Raw genomic sequence first — 20,651 nt, 5'->3', positions numbered from 1 at the left:
CTTTGCATAGCGTCATTTTGGGGGAAGAGGTGCCACAGGTCTAACAGCTATGCCTGCCAGGCATGGCTGTCTAGAACGGGCTTTCTGGGCGTTTCTGCTGTAGATAGCGGCAGACCTCTTCTGCTGCCCGACTCAGGCAGCCTTTGAAAATGTGCCGGGGGCTGCCGCCCAACATTGGTTGCGGATGGCTGACGATAGCCACCCCCCTTCGGTGAGGTTGATGGATGATCGAGCAGCAGGTGGAGCTTGCCCACCGGCCCATCGATTAGCAGCCCTTCACGGTCCAATTGTGACATTGCAATTGTCTCCTCGGTGGCTGCGCTCAAAGGGGCCGGGCCGGCAGTGACCGCATGACCAGCAGCACTAGCACGACATTGACGGCGGCCAAGGCAGCGAGCGTTGCCAGCACCCCCATGGCGCCAAAGTGCTGAAGCAGGTAGCCACCGACCAGCGGCGTCAGCGCCTGACCGATGAGCGAAGGCCGCGACATCTTGCCCATCAGCGCCACATACTGCGCCGGCGGCATCAGCGCAAGGGGCAGCAAACCCCGGACGATGGCCCGCAGGCCGTTGCCGCAGCCGTAGAGCAATAACCCCAGTGCCGTTGCGCCAGGTGCCAGGGCAACCAGTGCCACGCCCACGGCCACTAGCACTGAAGACACTAATGCGGTCCAGATCGGGTGACGTTTGCGGGCGACTATCTGCAGCACGCGCGAAGCGACTTGGCTGGGCCCCAATAGCGCACTCAGGGCGATTGCCGTAGCCAGACTGTGGCCCAACCCCTGCAGCACTGCCACCAGTTGCACCGAAACTGCTGTCATGATGATCGCGCCGATCGCAAAGATCCACATGAGCAACCAGTACAGACGTCGGTCGACGCTGACATCGGTCGCCGCCGCCACAGGCTTGCTTGTGGCCCCGTGCGGGCCCGCAGGCAGTACCCAGAGGTACAGCGGCGCGACCACGACAATCAGCATCAGCGCATAAGCGGTACAGGTAACTCGCCAGCCGAACTGCTCGATGCCGAACGCCACCAGCGGCCAAGTGATGGTGGTGGCAAAACCAGAGATCAAGGTGATGCCAGTGATCGCGCTGCCCGCCCGCTCGGCGTACAAGGCGCCGAGAGTGGCAAACAGGGCTTCGTAAAGACCAATGGCCATGCCGACGCCAATGACGACCCAGGCCAGCAGAAACACTTGCAGGCTGTTAGCGTTGCCGACGATCAACAGCCCCGCCCCGACCACGATTCCGCTCGCGGCCATCTGCAGGCGACCACCGTAGCGAACCACCAGGCGGCTGGCCAGCGGCGCAAGCAGTGCGGACACCATTAAGCTGAGCGACAGCGCTCCATAGACCCAGTGGCCATCCCAGCCGGTCTCGCGCAGGATGGGCTCACCCATCACCGCCAAAATAAAGAAGGACCCACCCCAGACCATGATCTGGAGTACCCCCAGGCAAAAGATGCCGACGGGTCCGGGGAGACGTAGAGCAGCGTTCACAAGCGGCCTTCATGTACGGAGGAGATCGACGCTGGTGAGTACCGTCGCCAACGTGTTTCGAGGGGCACTGTTGCGCGCAAAGCGCATCGCGCGACTGCAAAATTCTACTGGGATGAGCAAAGGGCTGCTATTGAATCCCGGCATTTCAGCTATGCTGGCCGACGCAGTGTTGACGCGATTAGTCGCGGAGAAAACAGCAGGCTCGCCTGTATTGAAGCGCGCCTGCCTGAGTGAGCAGGCCTGCCGGCGGCAGGCTTTGGTGGACTTACCTTTTGCGCTGCAGGGTGTGGTAACCGAGGTCCTCGCGGGCCTGCTTCAAGGTCTTGCCCTGGCTGATGGCGGCGCGGATATCGGCCTCCACGGCTTCGATCTGGCGGGCAAGCTGGGCGACATCACGGGCACACCCGCGTGGCACCACCACTACGCCATTGGCGTCGGCCACGACGATATCCCGAGCGCAGACTCGCGCCTGGCCGATGGACACCGGCTCGTTGACTGCGCCGACCTCGACCCTGTCCTTGCCGGTGCGCATGAAGCGGCCCTTGGTGAACAGCGGGTAGCCATCGCCCAGCGCCTTGTTGACATCTCGGCAAACGCCGTCAATCACCGTCGCGGCGATTTTTCGTGAGCCGGCGTACTGGGTCATTATGTCGCCCCAGACGGTGCAATCAGTCCGGCCGTCATTGTCGATCACCACCACATCGCCCTCGCCCACGTCCTCGATGAAGTCACCGACAGTGCCCGGCGGCACGCTGGCGGACACATAACGGACGGTAAACGCGGGGCCGACCACGACTTGCTTGTAGTCGGCCAGCGGCATCACGCCAAAGCAGTGCCCTGGCAGGCCCAGCTTGTCCATGGCATCGGATACGCCGGGGGTGTCGAGGCCCTCGAACAGCGCGACCAATTCTTTGTCTTCGGTATTCATCAGCAGCTCCTTGGTACGGTAATCAAATAAAAGAATGTGCAGGGCAAAAAGCCTCAGGTCGTAGCCGTTCTGGGGACCGGTTCGATAATGGTCAACAGCAACATGAAACTGACGAACGAGCCGATCGCCAAGTAGGAGAAAACGTAGCTCCAGCCGTAGCTGTCGAGCAAAAGACCAGTCAGGAATGGAGTGGCTGCGGCGCCCAACTGGCCAACCATGTTGACGATGGCATTGGCAATCGGGAAGGTCTGTTTGCTGGCCAGCGCCATGGGGTAAACCATATAGGACGAAAAGCCCAGGCTCAGCACCACGCCCGTGGCCATCAGCAGCAGCCCATACGCCAATGGGTCGGCGGGCGAATTGATCAACAGGTACATCATCACAGAGGTACCCAGCGCCGACAGCAGCATTCCGGGCTTGCGCCGTCCGGCCAGCCAGCGGTCCGAGCAGTAGCCGCCCAGCAGGTTGCCCAACACGGCGCCGACCCAGGGCGCTGCCGAGACCAGGCCCATGTTCATTACAGAAAAGCCCTTGACGGTCATCAGATAGGTCGGGATCCAGGCCAGAAGCACGCTGGACACGCCCAGCTGGAAGCAGTAGCTCAGCGCGCTGCCCCATATCTGCCAGGAGCCGAACACCTGGCGTCGGGTTTCAAGCAGTGGTACTTCGCGTCGACGAATGAAGGCATCCAACCGAGCAAAGCTGCGCGCTTTAGGTCGCCCGGTATTGCTCGCAGCGGTTCCGGTACCGCCGGCCCCTGCCGGATCGCTGATGTAGTCCAACTCGGCCTGGTTGACGAACCGGCTCTTGGAGGGGTGATCGGCAACCAGGAAGTACCAGGCGATTGACAGCAGGATCCCGGGTACGGCAAAGAAGTAGAACACCTCGCGCCAGCCCCACACCGAAATGATCACGGCGCACAGGGGGGGGACGATGACTGGCCCGAACTTCACCGCAGACAGAAAGATGCCCGAGGCGATGCCTTTTTCCCGGGGCGGGAACCAGTTGTTGATGGTGGTCGTCATGCTGATCGGTAACGGGCCCTCCGCCACACCCAGGCCCAGGCGATAGAGCTTCAATGCCAACAGCGAGCCAGCCGTGCCGACCAGGCCGGTTAGCGCCGAGGTCATGATCATTGCGCCGGGCAGGATTCGGCTTACGCCGTATTTGCTGAACGCCAACCCGGCTGGAATCTGGGCCAGTGCGTAGGCCAATAGGAATAGGCTCATGAGGCCGCCAGCCTGGGCGTTGCTCATCTCGAATTCCTGCCGGATGAACGGCAGCGCGACACCGAGATTGGCCCTGTCCGCCGCTGCGATGGTGTAGATGGAAAAGATCATCCCGGCAACGATCCAGCGGTAACTGCTGCGACCTTTGGCATGGACTATTTCAGCGGTCAACATAATGTGCACACCCTTGTTGTTGTAATTCGCGGGTAATCTAGGCACGGTGATACAAGAAAAAAAGCGACAAAAACTCAACTCAAATCATCGCTTTTAGTGGACAGTCTGAATCCCACTCGCCGTAGACAGCAGCCGTGCCGAGGTAATAAACGTGATCACCCTGAAGCAGATCGAAGCCATTTACTGGATTGTCGAGCTGGGCAGTTTCGAGGCCGCCGCCGCCAAACTGAACATGTCGCAGTCGGCGATTTCCAAACGGGTCCAGGAGTTGGAGGATGCCTTCGGCGTATCGATCTTCGATCGCTCCAAGCGCACTGCCAGGCTTACGCAAAAGGGCATCGAACTGCATGCCTGCGCGGTGGACATGCTGCGCCAGCGTGACGACTTGCTCGAACGCATCAGCTCGAAGGAAACCCTGATCCGGCGGTTTCGCCTTGGGGTGACGGAGCTCACCGCGCTCACCTGGCTGCCCTCGCTGGTCGAGCGCATACATCAGACCTACCCACGGGTCGACCTCGAGCCTTCCATCGAACTCAGCACCGACCTATTGCGGCGGCTGGAAAACGATGAGATAGACCTCATCGTAGTGCCTGACATCTTTCACGATCCGCGCTTCATCAGCACGCCCTTGAAGGCCGTAGAGAACGCCTGGATGTGTGCACCCGCCTTGTATCCAGGCGACAGCGCCATCAGCCTGAATGCGCTGGCGAGCTTCACCGTATTGACCCAGGGCGGCAGCTCTGGGACCGGCCTGACCTACGAGCGCTGGCTGGCAGAACACGACATTCGCCTTGGCAAGACCCTGACCAGCAACTACCTCGTGGCGCAGGTTGGCCTGACCATCTCAGGTGTGGGCATCAGCTACCTGCCGCTCGCCTGCATGGGCACACTTATCACCCAGGGGCGCTTGAAGGTGATCCACACGCAGCAGCCACTGCCAACTATCAAGTACGTCTGCGTTCACAGGGCCGACCGCTACCAGGGGCTGACGGTCGAAGTAGCCCGTCTCGCCCAGCAAACTTGTAATTTCAACCAGCTAATCATCACTTGAGGCGATGGTTTCTGATAAAAAAATATCGCTAAAAGCAAAGCCTGTTCTCTCCTAACATCGGCGCATGCCCCCGATAGTTGCCCCTTGATTAGGAGATTGAACATGTCGTTACCTGGGTCCCGCATCCTCGCTTCACCTGCTCTGGCCCCCGCGTCAGTCATCGAAGCTTTCGCTTCGGTGGTCACCCCGCACATCAGCGACAACCTCGGCCGTCACATTGGCGCCCGAGGCCTGACCCGCTACAACACCACAGGCAAACTGGTGGGTACCGCACTGACCATCAAAACCCGGCCCGGTGATAATCTCTATATCTACAAGGCCCTGACCTTGCTCGAGCCGGGTCATGTATTGGTGATCGACGCCCAGGGCGACACCAACAATGCGGTCATCGGCGAGCTCATTAAGCTCTACGCCGAACAACGCGGCTGTGTGGGGTTCATCGTCGACGGCGCGATTCGTGATGTGGATTCCTTCCGTTCGAGCCCCTGTTACGCACGGGGTGTCGTGCATTGCGGCCCCTACAAGACTGGGCCAGGCGAAATCAACGTGCCGGTGTCGGTCGGCGGCATGCTGGTGAACCCGGGTGACATCATCGTCGGTGACGAGGATGGCGTCGTGGCGTTCCCCCTCGCGGCAGCCGAGCAGGTGCTGGCTCAGGCCCGCGCTCATCAAGCCCATGAGGAGCGGGTAAAGGCCGAAATCGCCACTGGAGCTGTGGATCAATCCTGGCTGGACAAGGTGCTGGAAAAGGCCGGGTTGGCGGATTGAAACCCGCTGCCGATCAGCCCTCCCGTGGCGGAGCGTCTGACAGACACGGTCCCTTCCACATATCAGCGCACGCATCAACTCATATGGCAGGTGGCAAAGGCCGTTTCTGCCCAATAGCAGTCAATTCATGAGCGTCCGCTACCTGCTGGAGCTCAATTTTTTCCAGACTTGTCAGGAAGTTGAAGAGATTCGCGGCTTCTGGGGACAGTCGCGTATTGACCGCGACACCTGCGAATAAAGTTCGAGATGCCCAAGCGTCCACAAGCGGGACAGCTTTCAATGTAGTCTCAAGAAGCCCGTGCCTCACCGCTTCCAAAGGCAAAATTCCGATACCCAACCCAGCTTCGATCATTCGGCAGATGCCATCGAAGCTGGCCACCTGAATTCTGACCTTCAACAGTTTTCTCGCCTCATGGGCAGCATCGTTAATGCGCCGCAATAGCGAACTGCCTTGATTCAGCGCGACGTAGTCATAATCGAGCGTGTCAGCAAAGCTCACCTGTGAGAATTCGGCCAAGGGGTGATCGTTTGGCACCAAAAGCACCAATTGGTCTGCGCGATAGGGCCTTACCTCCAGGTTGGGTGCCAATACGTTGTCAGCGAAGATGCCTATATCGGCACGCCCGTCCTCAACGGCCTGGATCGTCGAGTCGCTAAGCGCTTCTTCCATGCCGATACGCACGTGCGGGTTCGCCGCAAGGAAAGTGTTGAGGTCCTTGGGAAGGAATTGGATTACAGCTGACGTATTGGCGAACAGCCTGACGTGCCCGCGGATGCCATGAGAAAAATCATTGGCATCATGTGCCATACGTTCGACACCTTCGAGGATTAACCGAGCATGTTCGGCCAGGCCTCTCCCGGCTGGCGTTAACTGCAGTCCTCTCGGAAGTCGAATGAACAGGGTGCAGTCGGTGACGCGTTCGAGTTCGGCGAGCCGCTTGCTGGCTGCCGATACGGTCATGTGCGCGCCATCCGCAGCCTTCGTCAGGTTCTGGCTGTTCGCCGCCAGTACCAGCAGCCTCAGAGACGCCAGGTCGAGTTGAAGAAGATTCAGCACGCACCGCCCCATCGTTTCCATTTTGGAAAGTGTAATGGAAAACTTTGAAATTCTCACGCCGGCGCTTTAGGGAGATGATCCAAGCAGAACCTCCAACAAGAACGGAAAACGTCATGAGCCTACCGCTGGATGGCATCAAAGTCGTCGAAATGGGACAGCTGATCGCTGGACCTTTCGCTGCAAAAATCCTCGCCGAGTTCGGAGCCGAAGTCATCAAGATTGAACCTCCCGTGACGGGCGACCCTTTGCGTAAATGGCGCTTGCTGCACAATGGCACTTCTGTGTGGTGGGCCGCCCAGTCTCGTAACAAGCAATCCGTCACGCTGGATCTTCGCCAGGCAGAGGCGCAGGACGTCGTGAAACGACTGATGCAAGACACTGACATCCTCATAGAGAATTTTCGTCCGGGAACCCTCGAAAAATGGGGGCTTGGATGGGATGTGCTGAGTGGCATCAATCCAAAGCTGATCATGTTGCGTGTATCAGGCTACGGGCAGACCGGACCTTATCGCGATCTTCCAGGCTTTGGAGTCATAGGTGAAGCAATGGGCGGGTTGCGTCATCTATCCGGTGAGCCAGGGCGCACGCCTGTGCGTGTTGGCGTGTCGATGGGTGATTCGTTATCGGCGCTGCATGGGGTGATCGGTGTCCTCCTCGCCCTGCGTCACCGGGAGCAAAACCAGGGTACAGGTCAGCAGGTGGACGTGGCGCTTTACGAATCAGTCTTCAACATGATGGAGAGTCTGATTCCTGAACATTCGGTGTTCGGCACTGTACGCGAGCCAGCGGGCAGTAGCCTTCCAGGGATTGCCCCTACCAACGCTTATCGTTGCCAAGACGGAAAGTACGCTCTGATCGCAGGTAATGGCGACAGCATCTTCAAGCGTCTGATGGAGAAGATCGATCGGCACGATCTGGCCGACGATCCTGAGCTTCAGCAAAACGACGGACGTGTCCGTCATGTCGCCAGGTTGGATGCTGCTATTTCTACTTGGACGGCTGAACGTCCACTGGACGAAGTACTTGCTGCGCTGAAAGAAGCCAACATCCCCTCCGGTAAAATCTACGATGCAGCCGATATCGCTGCCGATCCCCACTACCAGGCCCGCGGCATGTTGGTCCGCAGCGAGCTGGATGACGGTACGCCGGTCACTTTGCCTGGAATCGTCCCCAAACTCGAAGCAACGCCCGGGCAATTACGTTCGCCCGCCCCGAGGCTGGGCGAACACACCGACGCGGTTCTCGGCGGTTTGGGCATCGATGCTCCCACCCTTGAGCAATGGCGGCAGCGCGGCCTAATCTGATTAGCGGAGTACCTTAAATGAAACGCCTGTTCATGCAGGAAGTTGCGACCCGTGACGGCTTCCAGAACGAAAAAAACTTTATACAAACCGAAGATAAGATCTCGCTCATCAATGAGTTGAGTCAGTGTGGTTACACCAAGATCGAAGTCACGTCGTTCACGTCGCCCAAGGCCATCCCGGCGCTGCGTGACGCCGAAGCGGTCATGGCCGGCATAGCTCGCCAACCTGGCGTCGAGTACACGGTGCTTGTGCCGAACGTTAGGGGAGCTGAACGCGCATTAGGCTGTGGCATTGATGAGGCCAACCTGGTGATGTCAGTCAGCGAACCGCACAACCGCTCAAACTTGCGAATGACTCGGGAGCAATCGTTTACCCAACTCAAGGATGTGGTTGCCGTTATAGGCTCTGGCCCCGTGGCAGTAAACGTCTCATTGTCGACAGTTTTCGGTTGCCCAATGCAGGGTGACGTCCCGAGCGCTGATGTGCTTCGCTTCGTTGAACGTTTTGCTGCACTGGGAGTGCGAGGCGTAACGCTCTGCGACACCACTGGCATGGCTTACCCGTCTCAGGTTGAAGCGCTGTCCCGGCAAGTGCTTGAACGCTTTCCCAACCTGCAAGTAACCCTGCATTTTCACAATACCCGTGGCATGGCCTTGGCCAACACGCTGGCCGCGCTTGCCGCAGGCGTTAACCGTTTCGATGCTTCTCTGGGCGGCCTCGGTGGCTGCCCCTACGCGCCGGGAGCGAGCGGCAACGTCTGCACAGAAGACCTGGTGCACATGCTCGAACTGATGGGTTACGACACTGGCATGGATCTCCACCGGGTACTGGCAGCATCAGCGCGCCTTCCAGGTTTAATCGGCCACGATACGCCCAGCCAGATCCTCAGGGCAGGCAGGCGCCTGGATTTGCATCCGATACCGGAGCATGTGCATACGCTCACTAAGCAGATGACCAACATCGAATTGGAGCGTGCGCAATGATCGATCATCTCGACCACCTGGTGCTCACCACAATCGACATCCAGGCGTGCAAGGACTTCTACGTCCGGGTGCTGGGAATGCGCGCCGAGACCTTCGGCAGCGGTCGGTTGGCGCTATGTTTCGGTAATCAGAAAATCAACGTCCACGAGCGCGGACGGGAGTTTGAACCCAAGGCACACTTGCCTGTGCCAGGTGCTCTGGATCTGTGCTTTATCACAAGCATTGGGCTCGATGCCGTGATGGTGCGCCTGGAGTCGGAGGGCTGGCCAATCACCGATGGACCCGTACAAAGAACGGGTGCAACCGGACCTATTCGCTCGGTGTATGTACGTGATCCCGACCTGAATCTGATTGAAATCTCCGAGCTTCTCGCACCCAATCGCTGAAGAGATCCATTGCCATGAATATCGTCTTTCTTGACGGCGCCAGCCTGCCGTCCCCATTAGCACGTCCGCTCGAAGCCACTGAGTGGAGCGAGCGGGAGAAAACACCCCTCGATCAGTTAGTTGAGGCATTGGCCGAGGCAGACGTCGCAATTACCAACAAAGTGCGCATTGATCGACTTGCACTGGAACAACTGCCCAAACTCAAACTGATCTGTGTAGCCGCCACTGGCTATGACTGCGTCGATATTGCAGCCTGCCGCGATCAGGGCGTGACCGTGTGCAATGTTCCGGCATACAGCGCGGTAAGCGTTGCCGAGCACGTCATGTGTTCGTTGTTTGCGCTGCGCCGTCAACTGCTTGCCTACAGAGCCGCTTCTGCATCCGAGTGGCCAGCGTCATCGCACTTTTGCGTTCATGGGGAGCCGATTCAGGATCTGCAAGGTTCGACTCTCGGTATCATTGGTCGTGGCGATATTGGCAGTCGCGTCGCTCGGCTTGCCCGCGCTCTGGAGATCAATGTGTTGTTCGCCGAGCACCGCGGCGCCCATAAGGTGCGAGAAGGCTACTCCGAATTCGACGAGGTACTGGCCCGGTCAGACGCACTCACACTTCATTGCCCGCTGACACCGCAAACCCGGTATCTGATTGGCTCTGCGCAGATAGCCCGGATGAAGCCCGGTGCAGTTCTCATAAACACCGCGCGAGGCCCTCTGATCGACGAAAACGCCGTGCTGGCAGGGCTCGCCAATGGGCAGCTGGGCGGGGCGGCATTGGACGTGCTCTACGCCGAACCACCCCGTCCGGATCATCCTCTGCTCCACTGCACACATCCCAATCTGATTATCACACCCCACGTGGCCTGGGCGAGCCAGAGCAGCGTTGCACGGCTTAAAAGTGTACTTGCCGCGAACATCACGGCATTTGCCAAAGGTGATCCGATCAACGTGGTGACTTGAACCCAATATCGATTCAATCAGACCAATAGGTAGAGCCATGACAAAAACAATTAGCTCTTCGATAGAAACCGCTGACGTCGCCTTGCCATGTCGCAAACCGTTCTATCACCATCTGTACGTTCAGGTGCTGGCCGCCATCGTCCTGGGTGTCATTCTCGGGCATTACAGTCCTGGGCTGGGTGAGCAGATGAAACCGCTGGGTGATACGTTCATCAAGCTGATCAAAATGCTCATTGCGCCGATCATCTTCTGTACGGTGGTCAGCGGGATCGCCAGCATGCAAGACCTCAAGCGCATCGGGCGGATCGGCTTCAAATCCCTGGTGTATTTCGAGGTGCTGACCACCATCGCATTAGTCGTCGGCCTCATCGGTGTCAACCTGCTAAAGCCAGGAGTTGGCATGCACATTGACTCTGCGACACTGGATGCATCAGCGATTGCCGGGTACACCAAGGCGGCTCATGACCAGAGTGTTGTGGGATTTCTGACTCATATCATTCCCAGCACGGTATTCGGAGCGTTCACAGACGGTGACATCCTTCAGGTGCTGTTCATTTCCGTATTGTTCGCGTTCGGGCTACAACTGCTGGGCGAGGTCGGGAGACCGCTGCTGAACACCATCGACCTGATCGCCAAGGCGTTCTTCCGGATGCTCAAGATCGTCATGTACCTCGCACCGCTTGGGGCGTTTGGTGGTATGGCATTCACTGTGGGCAAGTATGGTGTCCAGTCGCTGGGGGCCTACGTAAACTTGCTGGTGTGCTATTACATCACGGGCTTGGTATTCGTCTTCGTGGTCTTGAACATCGTGGCGCGTCTGGCTGGATTCAGCCTCTGGAAATTCCTCAAATATATCCGTGAGGAATTGGTCCTGGTGCTGGGCACTTCATCCTCGGAGTCTGCTCTCCCACGCCTGATGGGCAAGCTGGAGAGGCTTGGCTGCGAGAAGTCCACTGTTGGCCTGGTCGTACCATCGGGCTACTGCTTCAACCTCGACGGCAGCTGCATCAACATGACGGTGCTCGCGATCTTCATCGCCCAGGCGTTGGACATTGACGTGTCGCTCTACCATCAGGTGACCTTGCTTTTGATCCTGCTGCTGACGTCCAAAGGAGCAGCAAGTGTGACAGGTGGTGCATTCATAACACTGGCCGCGACCTTGGGTTCAATCGACGTCATTCCCGCTGCCGGACTGGTGTTAGTACTTGGGGTTTATCGCTTTATTTCGGAAGGTGGCGCATTGATTAATGTGATCGGCAACGGCGTCGCCACGCTATTCGTTGCACGCTGGGATGGCGCGCTGGACAGAGAACAACTCAAACGCGAGCTGGGTTAACAGTTTGCTCTCAGCCCTTCAGCAGGCTGCCACGCACGGTGAGCTGAAGGGCTGCGAGCATCTGGATTCCGGCATATTCCGCCACGCAGCCCCCGTCCAGAGCGGACATTGATTGCGGCCAGACAAAAAGGCTGCACCACCTGTATCGCAGATATGCAATTGAGGAGGTGCAGCCTTTCGCTGCTCTGCTTCAGTGTGGTTATCTAGCTATCGCGCATCCTCGCAGAAGCGGTGGATGGCCTGACACGCCGCACGCAGCGAATCGTCATCGAGCGCGTAAGCAATGCGCAGGTAGCCTGAAAGACCAAAAGCACTGCCCTGAACGACTGCAACGTTGGCCTCCTCTAGCAACGCCAGGGCCACCGCCTCATCATTGACCAACTCACAACCGGCGGGAGAACGTTTGCCGATCAATCCTGAACAGTCGGCGAAAGCGTAGAAAGCCCCTCCTGGAACTTCGCAACTGATGCCCGGCGCCTGGTTGAGCAACTCGACCATGAAATCGCGACGCCGCTGGAATACTTCGCGGCTATGAGCGATGAAGTCTTTCGGGCCGTCAAGGGCAGCGATTGCTGCGTGCTGCGAGATGGAACAGGCGCCTGAGGTCTGCTGCCCCTGAAGCTTCTCCATCGCCTCGAGCAGCCAGCGGGGACCGGTAGCAAACCCTATTCGCCAACCCGTCATGGCATAGGCCTTCGACACGCCGTTCATGGTCAACGTCCGTGCAGCCAGACGTGGTTCAACCTGGGCAAGCGTGAGGAAGTCACGGTTGTCGAAAATCAGGTGCTCATAGATGTCGTCAGCCAGAATCAGAACCTGAGGATGGGCCAGCAACACCTCAGCCAGAGCCTGCAGTTCGTCGCGATCGTACACGGCGCCCGTGGGATTGGACGGCGAATTCAGGATCAGCCAGCGGGTGTTCGGGCCGATGGCTTCGGCCAGTGCGTGCGGGGTCAACTTGAAGCTCGACTCGGCGCCGCAGGCAACAATGCGCGACTCGCCACCACACAGCTCAACCATTTCTGGATAGCTGACCCAGTACGGCGCGGGGATCACAACTTCGTCGCCTTCGTTGAGGGTTGCGGCCAGGGCATTGAAGATGACTTGCTTGCCGCCGCTGCAAACCAGCGTGTCCTGCCAGCTGACGTCGAGACCATTTTCACGCTGGTATTTACGCGCGATGGCTTCTCGCAACGCACGAAGGCCAGCCACCTGGGTGTAACGAGTATGACCATTGTTGATTGCACTGATGGCTGCGGTACGGATGTGCTCCGGCGTATCGAAGTCAGGCTCACCCGCGCAAAGCGAAATGATCTTCGCCCCTTCTGCGCGTCGCGCAGCCACGCGGTCGATGATCTTGTAGGTTGCCGAAGGCTTGGCAGCCTCCAAGCGACGGTTCAGCGTTTCCAGGCTCACGCGTGTTCCTCCGGGTGAGTAAGGCCCATCAGGTCCATGGTGGTGTGACCCTCGCGCAGCTTGGCCATGAACAATGCCTCTTTGTCCGCACGTTTCTGGCCTTCGCGTAGCGTGCGTTCGACTGCATCCGCCGGGATGATGATCACGCCGTCCTCATCCGCGACAACCAGATCGCCGGCGCTTACTTGTGCACCGCTGAAGTCGAACGGTTTGCCTACTGAAGGCGTGGTCGCCTTGACGGTCCCTTTGACCGAGATACCCCGCGCGAACACCGGGAAGCCATGCGCTTCAAGCGCGGCGATGTCGCGTACGCCGCCATTGATTACCAAACCGACAATGCCTGCGGCTTGCGCCGCCACCGTGAGCACTTCCCCCCAGTAGCCAGCAATGAAGTCGGCGCAATCACAGACCAGGACGCTACCGCGCGGCGCTTTGGCCACGGCCAAGTGCAAGCCCAGGTTGTCACCAGGCGAACACTGCAGCGGGTAAGCGGGTGCGGCAATGAAGGCGCCCTTCCAGACAGCGCGAATCTCGCGGTCGACTGCAGACGGGAGCCCAGAGGCCTCATAAAGGGTGGAACTACCGAGGACCTTTACAATGTTCTGATAATCGTGTGGAAGGCTCATGGCTGTTTGCTCTGCAGGGAGTGGTAACCGAGGGCGGCACGCGCTTCTTTGAGGCTTTTGCCGGTAGCGATCTCTTCGCGGATCTGTGCTTCGACATGTTCGATACGACGTGCCGTTTCAGCGACTTCCTGCGCACGATTGCGCGGAACGATGACGACACCATTGGCGTCAGCGACAACGATGTCGCGGGCGCAAACTCGAGCTTGGCCAACCGACACCGGCTGGTTTACAGCCACGACTTCCACGCGGTCCTTGCCGGTACGCATGAAACGGCCTTTGCTGAACAGCGGGTAGCCTTCGCCCAGTGCCTTGTTCACATCGCGGCAGACTCCGTCAATGACCGTGCCGGCAATACCCCGGGCCAGTGCGTACTGGGTCATGATGTCGCCCCACACCGTGCAATCGGTACGGCCCTCATTGGCGATGACCACCACATCGCCTGGTGCTACTTCATCAATGAAGTCACCGACAGTGCCGGGCGGTGTGCTCGCACTGACGTACTGAACAGTGAAGGCTGGGCCGACCACAACCTGGCTGTAGTTTGCCAGCGGTGCGATACCGAAGGCCTGGCCTGGAAGGCCCAGCTTGTCCATCGCGTCAGATACACCCGGGGTATCCAAGCCTTCAAACAAGGCAACCAGGTCTTTATCAGAAAGGCTCATGTCAGTGCTCCACCTTGAGGGCTTCGAATTGCGTGTCATGCATGACTTCTTCGACCGAGCGACCGGCACGGACAGCGTCGACCATGCCGGCTTGGCGGCGGTCTATACGCTCGGCCAAATCAAGCACTTCCTCGATGGCATTGGCCGGCACGAAAACGGTGCCGCATTCGTCGGCGATCACATAGTCACCCTCATCAACTTCAATACCAGCCATGCGAACTTTGACGGCCGCGTCGATCTGGATGAGCCGGTTGCGCGCGCTGATCATGGTCACGCCGCGACCGAAGACCGGGTAACCGATATCGGCGCTGCCGCGGATGTCGCGGCTGAAGCCATCAATGATCGACCCACGGATGCCTTTGCGCTGGGCCGCGTTGGCCAGGATGTCGCCCCAGCTGGAGATACCGTCGACGCCCCCTGCAATCACCAGCACGCGGTCGTCGGTAGTGACTCGTTCTACCACCGGGGTAATAAGGTGAACCGTGGGCGCCACGTCTTGCTTGGGCCCCAGTTGCACGGTGCTTGCCCGGCCGACAATTTTGGGGCAGTTCCAGAGCGGCATCAGGCCGTTAGTGGCGCCAGGCAGTTCGAGGAAGTCCAGCGCGTCCGACACTGTGTTGGTATCGAGCGCGGCCAGGCGTTCAAGCGGGGCTTTCAAGCTCATCTGTTGCAGGCCTCTTGTAGGTGAGGCTTGAGTATCGGCGCCGAGATTTGATACGTATATTACGAAGAAGCTAAGCTTGTTATATCCTAAACCTATGGAAAAGCGCCGTGATCAACTTTCGCTTGATACGCCACCTTTGGCTGTTCCTGGCTGTGGCAGAAGACCAAAATTTCAGTCGCGCGGCCAAGCGGCTGGGTATGTCGCAACCCCCGTTGACCGAGCAGATCCAGGCGCTCGAACAGTCGCTACGCGTTCAACTTTTTACCCGTTCTCGCCGCGGAGCACAGCTGACTGCCGTCGGCGCCGCGATTCTTCCCGCGGTCCGGAAATTCGCTGATCAACTGGAGCGACTAGAGTTGGCGGTTCACGAAGCCGTCGCAGGCCATGCCGGCGTGGTGACCATCGGAGCCATTACATCGGCGATGATCGACGTGCTACCCCCGCTGATCGAGCGCTTCAAACAGAACCATCCGTTGATTACGGTATCGGTTCGGGAGATAGATAGCGCGGAAGCCATACCCGCACTGGAGGCGGGTGATATCGACATTGCATTCGCACGCCTGGAAGGGAATCTCGGTCGACATATTCAATCCTTGCCGTTGTCCGAAGATAGGCTGGCTGTAGCGCTACCCAAAGACCATCCCTTGGCTGCCAAGGAGTCAATCTCTCTACAAGCCCTCGCGGACGAAACCCTGGTCATGGCTTCACGGGATGTGAGTCCTGTGTACTTCGACTACCTGGTTGGGCAGTGCAAAGCCAGCGGCTTCGCTCCGCGCATCGTCCACCAGGTGCGGTCCGTATCGTCACAAGTCGCCTTTGTCAGTTGCGGACAGGGCATCGCATTGGTACCGACGTCTATGGGTAAACTCGCGCCGGAGAACGTCCTTATCCGCCCCCTGCATCCCGAAGTGAAAGTGGTGATCACGGCCATGGCCTGGCATAACGAGCACAAAAATCCGCTGGTAGAGGCAATGATCGACCATGCAAAAGATTTGCTGTCATAGGCCAGGCGTATGACAGGCTTCGTGGCTTCGTATTTTACAAATCATTTTGCGAGTTCAACATTGGGGACTCTGTTATAGGAGTTTGTATCCGTGTCCCATGCAGCTCGCTTCACGTACGAGAAAGTCCCACTGAACATCGATGGTGTACAGCTCGATGTGGCGGTGATACACCGCACCGGGCCAAAAACGCCCATCCTGTTCCTTCACGGTTTCGGTTCCACCAAAGAGGATTACGCCGATATCACGCTGCAGGCGTCTTTCGAAGGACACCCCTTCATTGCCTATGATGCGCCAGGCTGCGGTGAAACGAAGTGCGCCGACCTCTCGCGCATCAACATCGCATTCCTGGTGAAAACCGCGCAAGCCGTGCTCACGCATTTCGGAATCGACAAGTTCCATCTGGTAGGCCATTCCATGGGGGGACTTACCGGCTTGGTATTGGCTCACGAGGAGCCTGATCGCGTTAAAAGTTTCGTTGATATCGAAGGCAACATTGCACCTGAGGATTGCTTCCTCAGTCGACAGATCCATGATCATAACCGTGATGACGACGTGGGCTTCTTCCGTGACTTTATCGATCGCACTCGGCTGGCTTCGGATCCTGCAAGTGCACTCTATGCGGCCAGCCTTGCGCATAAAGTACGGACCGGCGCGGTGCGTGGCATTTTCGAATCCATGGTGGATTTGTCCGACAACGCCAAGTTGATGGACAAGTTCCTCGCACTGCCCTTCCCGCGCCAATACATGTATGGAGTCACCAACTCACACCTGTCGTACCTTGACCATATCGCAGCACAAGGCGTGGAACTGGCGTGCATCCCTGATTGCGGTCATTTTCCGATGTATTCGAATCCCGCCCTGATGTGGAAGCACATCAAGGCTTTGCAAGACCGCGCCTGAGCGAATCATATCTTTAAACACGCGGCTGAGTCGGCCGCGTGAAGCTCGCACTCCCCCAGTAAAAATAACAATGAGGTTGCGCCATGCTCGAAGCCATCAACGGTTTTCTTTCGGGAAAGCTGCTCATCGTCCTGGTCGTCGGACTAGGCACTTATTTCACCCTCAAGACACGCTTTGTGCAGCTTCGGTATTTCCTGCACATGTTTAAAGTTTTCAAAGACAGCCTCACCAGCAGTTCAGCGCAAATTAGCTCGTTTCAAGCGCTCATGTTAAGCCTCGCGGGTCGGGTAGGTGCAGGCAATATTGCCGGCGTTGGAGTCGCTGTAACAATGGGTGGTCCGGGTGCTGTCTTCTGGATGTGGGTCACCGCTCTGGTTGGCATGGCGACCACGCTGATGGAATGTAGCTTGGCCCAGTTGTACAAGCGTAAAGATGCCAGCGGCCAATTCTACGGCGGACCGTCCTTCTACATTGAATACGGGTTGAACAAGCGGTGGCTCGGCGTACTGATGGCAATCTTGCTCACCGTCACCTTTGGCTTTTCATTCAACGGTCTGCAATCGCATGCTGTAACCCACTCCCTGCAAAATGCCTTCGGCATCGAGCCTACCCATTCGGGCATCGTCCTGGCGGTCGTGCTGGGGCTGGTATTTGTAGGCGGCATCAAGCGTATCGCGAAGGTGGCAGACCTGCTGGTACCGGTGAAGACGCTAGCCTACGTAGCGGTAACGCTCTACGTGATTGTTTTGCAGTTCGATCACGTGCCAATGATGCTGCTGACCATCATCAAAAGCGCCTTCGGCCTGGACCAGGCATTCGGCGGCCTCATTGGCAGCGCCATCGTAATGGGAGTCAAACGAGGCGTGTTCGCCAATGAAGCCGGCCTGGGCAGTGCTCCCAATGTCGCGGCAGTGGCTGAGGTCAGGCATCCAATTTCTCAAGGTGTGGTACAGGCGTTTAGCGTGTTCTTCGACACGTTCGTCATTTGTACCTGCACTGCTCTGCTGATCCTGTTGTCCGGCTTCTACACCGCCGGCTTTGCCGGTGACGGTCTGGTTCTGACCCAGAACTCACTCGCTGCGGTTGTGGGCGACTGGGGGCGCATTTTCATTAGCGCTGCACTGGCATTGTTCGTGTTTACCTCGATCCTCTACAACTACTACCTCGGCGAGAACAACCTGAAGTTTATCCTTGGTGAAAGCCGCAAGGTCCTTCTAGCCTACCGCGCAGTCGTGCTAGCACTCATCCTCTGGGGCTCGATGGAAGACCTATCAACCGTATTCGCGTTTGCCGACATCACCATGACCCTTTCCGCCTTGGTAAACCTGGTCGCCCTGACGCTGCTGTGCAAGGTTGGCCTGAGGCTGCTCGCAGACTACGACAAGCAACGTAAAGCGGGTGTTACCGAACCCGTCCTGACCGCCAGTGCCTTTCAGGATGTGAATATCGACCAGGGTATCTGGGCTCAACAACCCCCAACGCCCTTAGATAACCCAGCGGTTGTGGTTAGCCACCGCTAAATCCGGCTGTGGCGACGGGGCCCGTTACATGGCCCCGTTGCCTGCTTCGCAGGTATGCTTTGCCGGGGGGGAATATCTGCACTCCGACGTAACCACTAAAAATTTCAGAAACAATCAGGGGTATTGAGGAGATCAATCTGGGCCTGGGCCGCATGACAGGTCTCTACGAACCCCTTGTGATTTGTCCGATCAGCGTGGCCAACTATCTGCGGACACATTGGCTTGCCACTTGATTGTCGAAGTCGGTGTCCATTCCCAAGCGTGTCTGCGGGATACCTGCTACCCCATGCGCAGTCAACAACAGCAAAAAATGTTTCCTTAGATCTGTGCCTGGCCACCGTCTACGAACAATTCAGCCCCGTTCACGAAGCTTGAGTCTTCACTGGCAAGGAACACGGCTGCATTGGCAATCTCGATGGGCTCACCCACCCGCCCCATTGGCACCTGCGAAGCCAGGTAGTCGAGCAAGCCTTGCTGTTGTGTTGTATCTGGGCCAGCCAGGTCGACCAGGCCGGGCGTACGCGTTGCGCCCGGGCTGAGGGTGTTGACCCTGACAGCGCGATCTTTCAAATCCAGAATCCAGCTCCGTGCAAAGGCCCGAACAGCCGCCTTAGACGCGGAGTACACACTGAATGCCGCAGTGCCCGAGCTACCGGCCGTGGAGCCGGTCAGAATGATCGACGCTTTCGGCGCCAGTAGCGGCAGCGCCTTCTGAACCGTGAACAACACGCCTTTCACGTTGCGATCGAATGTATCGTCGTAATGAGCTTCGGTGATCTCACCCAAAGACAGCATGGAGCCGCCGCCGGCGTTGACAAACAGCACGTCGAGCCGACCATGGTTTTGGTTAATGCGGGCATACAGCGTATCGAGCTGCTCGAGCTTCGTGGAGTCAACGGCAATACCGGTGGCGTTGCCAACCAGTTCCACCGCCTTGTCCAATTCAGCTTGACGGCGACCGGTGATGTAGACGTGAGCGCCCTCTTCAGCGAAGCGTTTGGCCGTGGCCAAACCGATGCCAGTGCTTCCGCCAGTGACCAGTGCGACTTTACCTTCCAGTTTCTTGCTCATGGTGTTTCTCCCGTCGAGATTGCGATTTGGTGTGGGAGAAGCGTATCGACCTCTAGAGAATTTCAAAATAGAATCATTTGAAAGTCATTATTGCAGAATTGAAATGTCAAGAATTCCGGATTTTGAAGGGCTTGCCATGTTCGCCAAGGTGGCGGAGGAAGGCTCTTACGCGGCCGCCGCCAGGGCAATGGGTGTGTCGGTTCCCACGGTATCGCGGGCGGTTGCGCGCTTGGAGGAGCGCCTGGGTGGTCGCTTGTTCAACCGAACGTCACGTCAACTCTCTGTGACCGAGTTTGGTCAACGTATGGTTGACCAGGCCAGTGCGTTGTATCGCCAGGCTGAAGAAATGGAAAGCGAAGCCCAAGAGCTGTCGGTTCAACCACGCGGGTTGGTGCGGCTGGCTGTGCCCATGTCGTTCGGCTTGCGCTGGGTCGCGCCGTTACTCCCAGCGTTGCTGACGCTCTATCCAGAGCTAGAGCTTGATCTACACCTATCTGATTCGACAGTTGACCTGGTGGCCGATGGTTTCGATGCGGCATTGCGGATCGCGGCCCTCCCCGATTCCTCCCTGGTGGCTCGCCGAATTTGCTCGGTGACCCAATTCCTCGTAGCAGCCCCGTCATATCTGGCCCGGCGTGGCCATCCATCTCATCCCCGCGACTTGGCCGCTCATGCGTGTATGAGCTACGCCTATCGAGCACGGAGCCAGGTGTGGCGTTTCACTCACGATAATGGCAGCGAGCAAGATGTGGCCCCGCGCGGCCCCCTGCGCGTCACCAACTCGGATGCATTAGTCGCACCTTTGCTGGCGGGGGTTGCAATCGCTGAGCTTCCGGAGTTCATCGCCGCCGAATATCTCGCCGATGGACGTCTACAGCACATCTTGCCTGAGTGGCGCATGACGCAGGGCGGTCTGTATTTCGTGACGCCATCAGCCCGTGCACGGCCGAGAAAAGTTCAGGCCCTTTCCGACTTCTTCGCGGAGCACCTTTCAAGCCCAGCCTGGAGGTAATCAGCGCCAAGCTGGCGCAGGGAGTATGTTAGTCGCGGGAGGACATGGCGTCTTACCTCCTGGCCCTCCTGAAGTTTTCACCCACAGCGGCGGAATGACGTGGATT

The 20,651-nt window shown here is 58.2% G+C and carries 20 protein-coding genes; 11 read left to right on the top strand and 9 right to left on the bottom strand.

The window, feature by feature from the left end; all coding sequences use genetic code 11:
* Positions 1-322: 322 nt before the first annotated feature.
* From BJQ17_RS11290 to BJQ17_RS11280, 3 genes are all read right to left on the bottom strand, one after another.
* Complete coding sequence (locus BJQ17_RS11290) at positions 323-1,435, bottom strand: MFS transporter (RefSeq protein ID WP_070096066.1); 1,113 nt, start codon at positions 1,433-1,435, stop codon at positions 323-325.
* A gap of 328 nt (positions 1,436-1,763) precedes the next feature.
* A complete protein-coding gene (locus tag BJQ17_RS11285; RefSeq protein ID WP_060545557.1) occupies positions 1,764-2,426 on the bottom strand; it encodes an RraA family protein in 663 nt (220 codons plus the stop codon).
* Between the two features lie 53 nt (positions 2,427-2,479).
* Positions 2,480-3,829 carry an MFS transporter gene (locus BJQ17_RS11280; RefSeq protein ID WP_060545558.1) on the bottom strand — a complete coding sequence of 450 codons (1,350 nt, stop codon included), beginning with the start codon at positions 3,827-3,829 and terminating at the stop codon, positions 2,480-2,482.
* A gap of 151 nt (positions 3,830-3,980) precedes the next feature.
* Here BJQ17_RS11280 and BJQ17_RS11275 point away from each other — a divergent pair, with 151 nt between their 5' ends.
* Both BJQ17_RS11275 and BJQ17_RS11270 read left to right on the top strand, forming a co-directional pair.
* Positions 3,981-4,880 (top strand): LysR family transcriptional regulator, encoded by a 900-nt coding sequence (locus tag BJQ17_RS11275; protein WP_064614602.1) that lies wholly within the window; start codon positions 3,981-3,983, stop codon positions 4,878-4,880.
* 102 nt (positions 4,881-4,982) lie between these two features.
* Positions 4,983-5,648, top strand: coding sequence for an RraA family protein (locus BJQ17_RS11270; RefSeq protein WP_047602675.1), 666 nt, complete (start codon positions 4,983-4,985; stop codon positions 5,646-5,648).
* Positions 5,649-5,727: 79 nt separating this feature from the next.
* Here the strand turns inward: BJQ17_RS11270 and BJQ17_RS11265 are convergent, their stop codons facing one another.
* Positions 5,728-6,705 (bottom strand): LysR family transcriptional regulator, encoded by a 978-nt coding sequence (locus BJQ17_RS11265; protein ID WP_083285054.1) that lies wholly within the window; start codon positions 6,703-6,705, stop codon positions 5,728-5,730.
* A gap of 113 nt (positions 6,706-6,818) precedes the next feature.
* Between BJQ17_RS11265 and BJQ17_RS11260 the strand changes: the two genes are divergently transcribed.
* From BJQ17_RS11260 to BJQ17_RS11240, 5 genes are read left to right on the top strand one after another with little or no spacing between them, the layout of a single operon-like run.
* Complete coding sequence (locus tag BJQ17_RS11260) at positions 6,819-8,009, top strand: CaiB/BaiF CoA-transferase family protein (RefSeq protein ID WP_070096065.1); 1,191 nt, start codon at positions 6,819-6,821, stop codon at positions 8,007-8,009.
* A 17-nt stretch (positions 8,010-8,026) separates the two neighbouring features.
* The gene (locus tag BJQ17_RS11255; protein ID WP_070096064.1) at positions 8,027-8,992 is read left to right on the top strand and encodes a hydroxymethylglutaryl-CoA lyase; all 966 of its coding nucleotides are present in this window, start codon (positions 8,027-8,029) and stop codon (positions 8,990-8,992) included.
* Positions 8,989-9,378: a VOC family protein gene (locus BJQ17_RS11250; RefSeq protein WP_047602672.1), complete on the top strand. Its 390-nt coding sequence runs from the start codon at positions 8,989-8,991 to the stop codon at positions 9,376-9,378. The genes BJQ17_RS11255 and BJQ17_RS11250 overlap by 4 nt, the downstream gene beginning before the upstream one ends.
* A gap of 14 nt (positions 9,379-9,392) precedes the next feature.
* The gene (locus BJQ17_RS11245) at positions 9,393-10,334 is read left to right on the top strand and encodes a D-2-hydroxyacid dehydrogenase (protein WP_047602671.1); all 942 of its coding nucleotides are present in this window, start codon (positions 9,393-9,395) and stop codon (positions 10,332-10,334) included.
* A gap of 37 nt (positions 10,335-10,371) precedes the next feature.
* Entirely contained in the window at positions 10,372-11,670 is a 1,299-nt protein-coding gene (locus tag BJQ17_RS11240) for a dicarboxylate/amino acid:cation symporter (protein WP_070096063.1), read from the top strand.
* 207 nt (positions 11,671-11,877) lie between these two features.
* On the opposite strand, the gene BJQ17_RS11235 is transcribed toward BJQ17_RS11240, so the two are convergent.
* The 4 genes from BJQ17_RS11235 to BJQ17_RS11220 are packed head-to-tail and all read right to left on the bottom strand — an operon-like array spanning position 11,878 to position 15,038.
* A complete protein-coding gene (locus BJQ17_RS11235; protein ID WP_060545568.1) occupies positions 11,878-13,086 on the bottom strand; it encodes a pyridoxal phosphate-dependent aminotransferase in 1,209 nt (402 codons plus the stop codon).
* Positions 13,083-13,712 (bottom strand): RraA family protein, encoded by a 630-nt coding sequence (locus BJQ17_RS11230; RefSeq protein ID WP_060545570.1) that lies wholly within the window; start codon positions 13,710-13,712, stop codon positions 13,083-13,085. The genes BJQ17_RS11235 and BJQ17_RS11230 overlap by 4 nt, the downstream gene beginning before the upstream one ends.
* Positions 13,709-14,374 carry an RraA family protein gene (locus BJQ17_RS11225; RefSeq protein WP_060545572.1) on the bottom strand — a complete coding sequence of 222 codons (666 nt, stop codon included), beginning with the start codon at positions 14,372-14,374 and terminating at the stop codon, positions 13,709-13,711. Before BJQ17_RS11225 ends, BJQ17_RS11230 begins: the two co-directional genes overlap by 4 nt.
* 1 nt (position 14,375) lies before the next feature.
* On the bottom strand, positions 14,376-15,038 hold the full coding sequence (locus BJQ17_RS11220) for an RraA family protein (RefSeq protein ID WP_060545574.1): 663 nt from the start codon (positions 15,036-15,038) through the stop codon (positions 14,376-14,378).
* A 107-nt stretch (positions 15,039-15,145) separates the two neighbouring features.
* On the opposite strand from BJQ17_RS11220, the gene BJQ17_RS11215 reads away from it, so the two are divergent.
* The 3 genes from BJQ17_RS11215 to BJQ17_RS11205 all read left to right on the top strand — a co-directional run bounded on the left by BJQ17_RS11215 (position 15,146) and on the right by BJQ17_RS11205 (position 18,462).
* Positions 15,146-16,042, top strand: coding sequence for a LysR family transcriptional regulator (locus tag BJQ17_RS11215; protein ID WP_064614608.1), 897 nt, complete (start codon positions 15,146-15,148; stop codon positions 16,040-16,042).
* A 90-nt stretch (positions 16,043-16,132) separates the two neighbouring features.
* Complete coding sequence (locus tag BJQ17_RS11210; RefSeq protein WP_070096062.1) at positions 16,133-16,942, top strand: alpha/beta fold hydrolase; 810 nt, start codon at positions 16,133-16,135, stop codon at positions 16,940-16,942.
* A gap of 83 nt (positions 16,943-17,025) precedes the next feature.
* Positions 17,026-18,462, top strand: coding sequence for a sodium:alanine symporter family protein (locus BJQ17_RS11205; protein ID WP_070096061.1), 1,437 nt, complete (start codon positions 17,026-17,028; stop codon positions 18,460-18,462).
* A 318-nt stretch (positions 18,463-18,780) separates the two neighbouring features.
* Here BJQ17_RS11205 and BJQ17_RS11200 read toward each other — a convergent pair whose 3' ends face one another.
* Positions 18,781-19,533: an SDR family NAD(P)-dependent oxidoreductase gene (locus BJQ17_RS11200; RefSeq protein ID WP_004577545.1), complete on the bottom strand. Its 753-nt coding sequence runs from the start codon at positions 19,531-19,533 to the stop codon at positions 18,781-18,783.
* 103 nt (positions 19,534-19,636) lie between these two features.
* Between BJQ17_RS11200 and BJQ17_RS11195 the strand changes: the two genes are divergently transcribed.
* Positions 19,637-20,545 (top strand): LysR family transcriptional regulator, encoded by a 909-nt coding sequence (locus BJQ17_RS11195; RefSeq protein WP_019751499.1) that lies wholly within the window; start codon positions 19,637-19,639, stop codon positions 20,543-20,545.
* Positions 20,546-20,651 lie beyond the last annotated feature (106 nt).

Origin of the sequence: Pseudomonas sp. NBRC 111139, from assembly GCF_001753955.1 — a bacterium.
Taxonomy (GTDB): Bacteria; Pseudomonadota; Gammaproteobacteria; order Pseudomonadales; family Pseudomonadaceae; genus Aquipseudomonas; species Aquipseudomonas alloputida.
The sequence above is the reverse complement of the archived record's forward strand: the minus strand, read 5'-3'. Positions and strand labels throughout refer to the sequence as shown.

Coding starts and splice junctions, on each gene's coding strand:
- BJQ17_RS11290 (WP_070096066.1), bottom strand. CDS start 1,435: ATGGTCTGGGGTGGGTCCTTCTTTATTTTGGCGGTGATGGGTGAGCCC.
- BJQ17_RS11285 (WP_060545557.1), bottom strand. CDS start 2,426: ATGAATACCGAAGACAAAGAATTGGTCGCGCTGTTCGAGGGCCTCGAC.
- BJQ17_RS11280 (WP_060545558.1), bottom strand. CDS start 3,829: ATGTTGACCGCTGAAATAGTCCATGCCAAAGGTCGCAGCAGTTACCGC.
- BJQ17_RS11270 (WP_047602675.1), top strand. CDS start 4,983: ATGTCGTTACCTGGGTCCCGCATCCTCGCTTCACCTGCTCTGGCCCCC.
- BJQ17_RS11260 (WP_070096065.1), top strand. CDS start 6,819: ATGAGCCTACCGCTGGATGGCATCAAAGTCGTCGAAATGGGACAGCTG.
- BJQ17_RS11255 (WP_070096064.1), top strand. CDS start 8,027: ATGAAACGCCTGTTCATGCAGGAAGTTGCGACCCGTGACGGCTTCCAG.
- BJQ17_RS11250 (WP_047602672.1), top strand. CDS start 8,989: ATGATCGATCATCTCGACCACCTGGTGCTCACCACAATCGACATCCAG.
- BJQ17_RS11245 (WP_047602671.1), top strand. CDS start 9,393: ATGAATATCGTCTTTCTTGACGGCGCCAGCCTGCCGTCCCCATTAGCA.
- BJQ17_RS11240 (WP_070096063.1), top strand. CDS start 10,372: ATGACAAAAACAATTAGCTCTTCGATAGAAACCGCTGACGTCGCCTTG.
- BJQ17_RS11230 (WP_060545570.1), bottom strand. CDS start 13,712: ATGAGCCTTCCACACGATTATCAGAACATTGTAAAGGTCCTCGGTAGT.
- BJQ17_RS11225 (WP_060545572.1), bottom strand. CDS start 14,374: ATGAGCCTTTCTGATAAAGACCTGGTTGCCTTGTTTGAAGGCTTGGAT.
- BJQ17_RS11220 (WP_060545574.1), bottom strand. CDS start 15,038: ATGAGCTTGAAAGCCCCGCTTGAACGCCTGGCCGCGCTCGATACCAAC.
- BJQ17_RS11205 (WP_070096061.1), top strand. CDS start 17,026: ATGCTCGAAGCCATCAACGGTTTTCTTTCGGGAAAGCTGCTCATCGTC.
- BJQ17_RS11200 (WP_004577545.1), bottom strand. CDS start 19,533: ATGAGCAAGAAACTGGAAGGTAAAGTCGCACTGGTCACTGGCGGAAGC.
- BJQ17_RS11195 (WP_019751499.1), top strand. CDS start 19,637: ATGTCAAGAATTCCGGATTTTGAAGGGCTTGCCATGTTCGCCAAGGTG.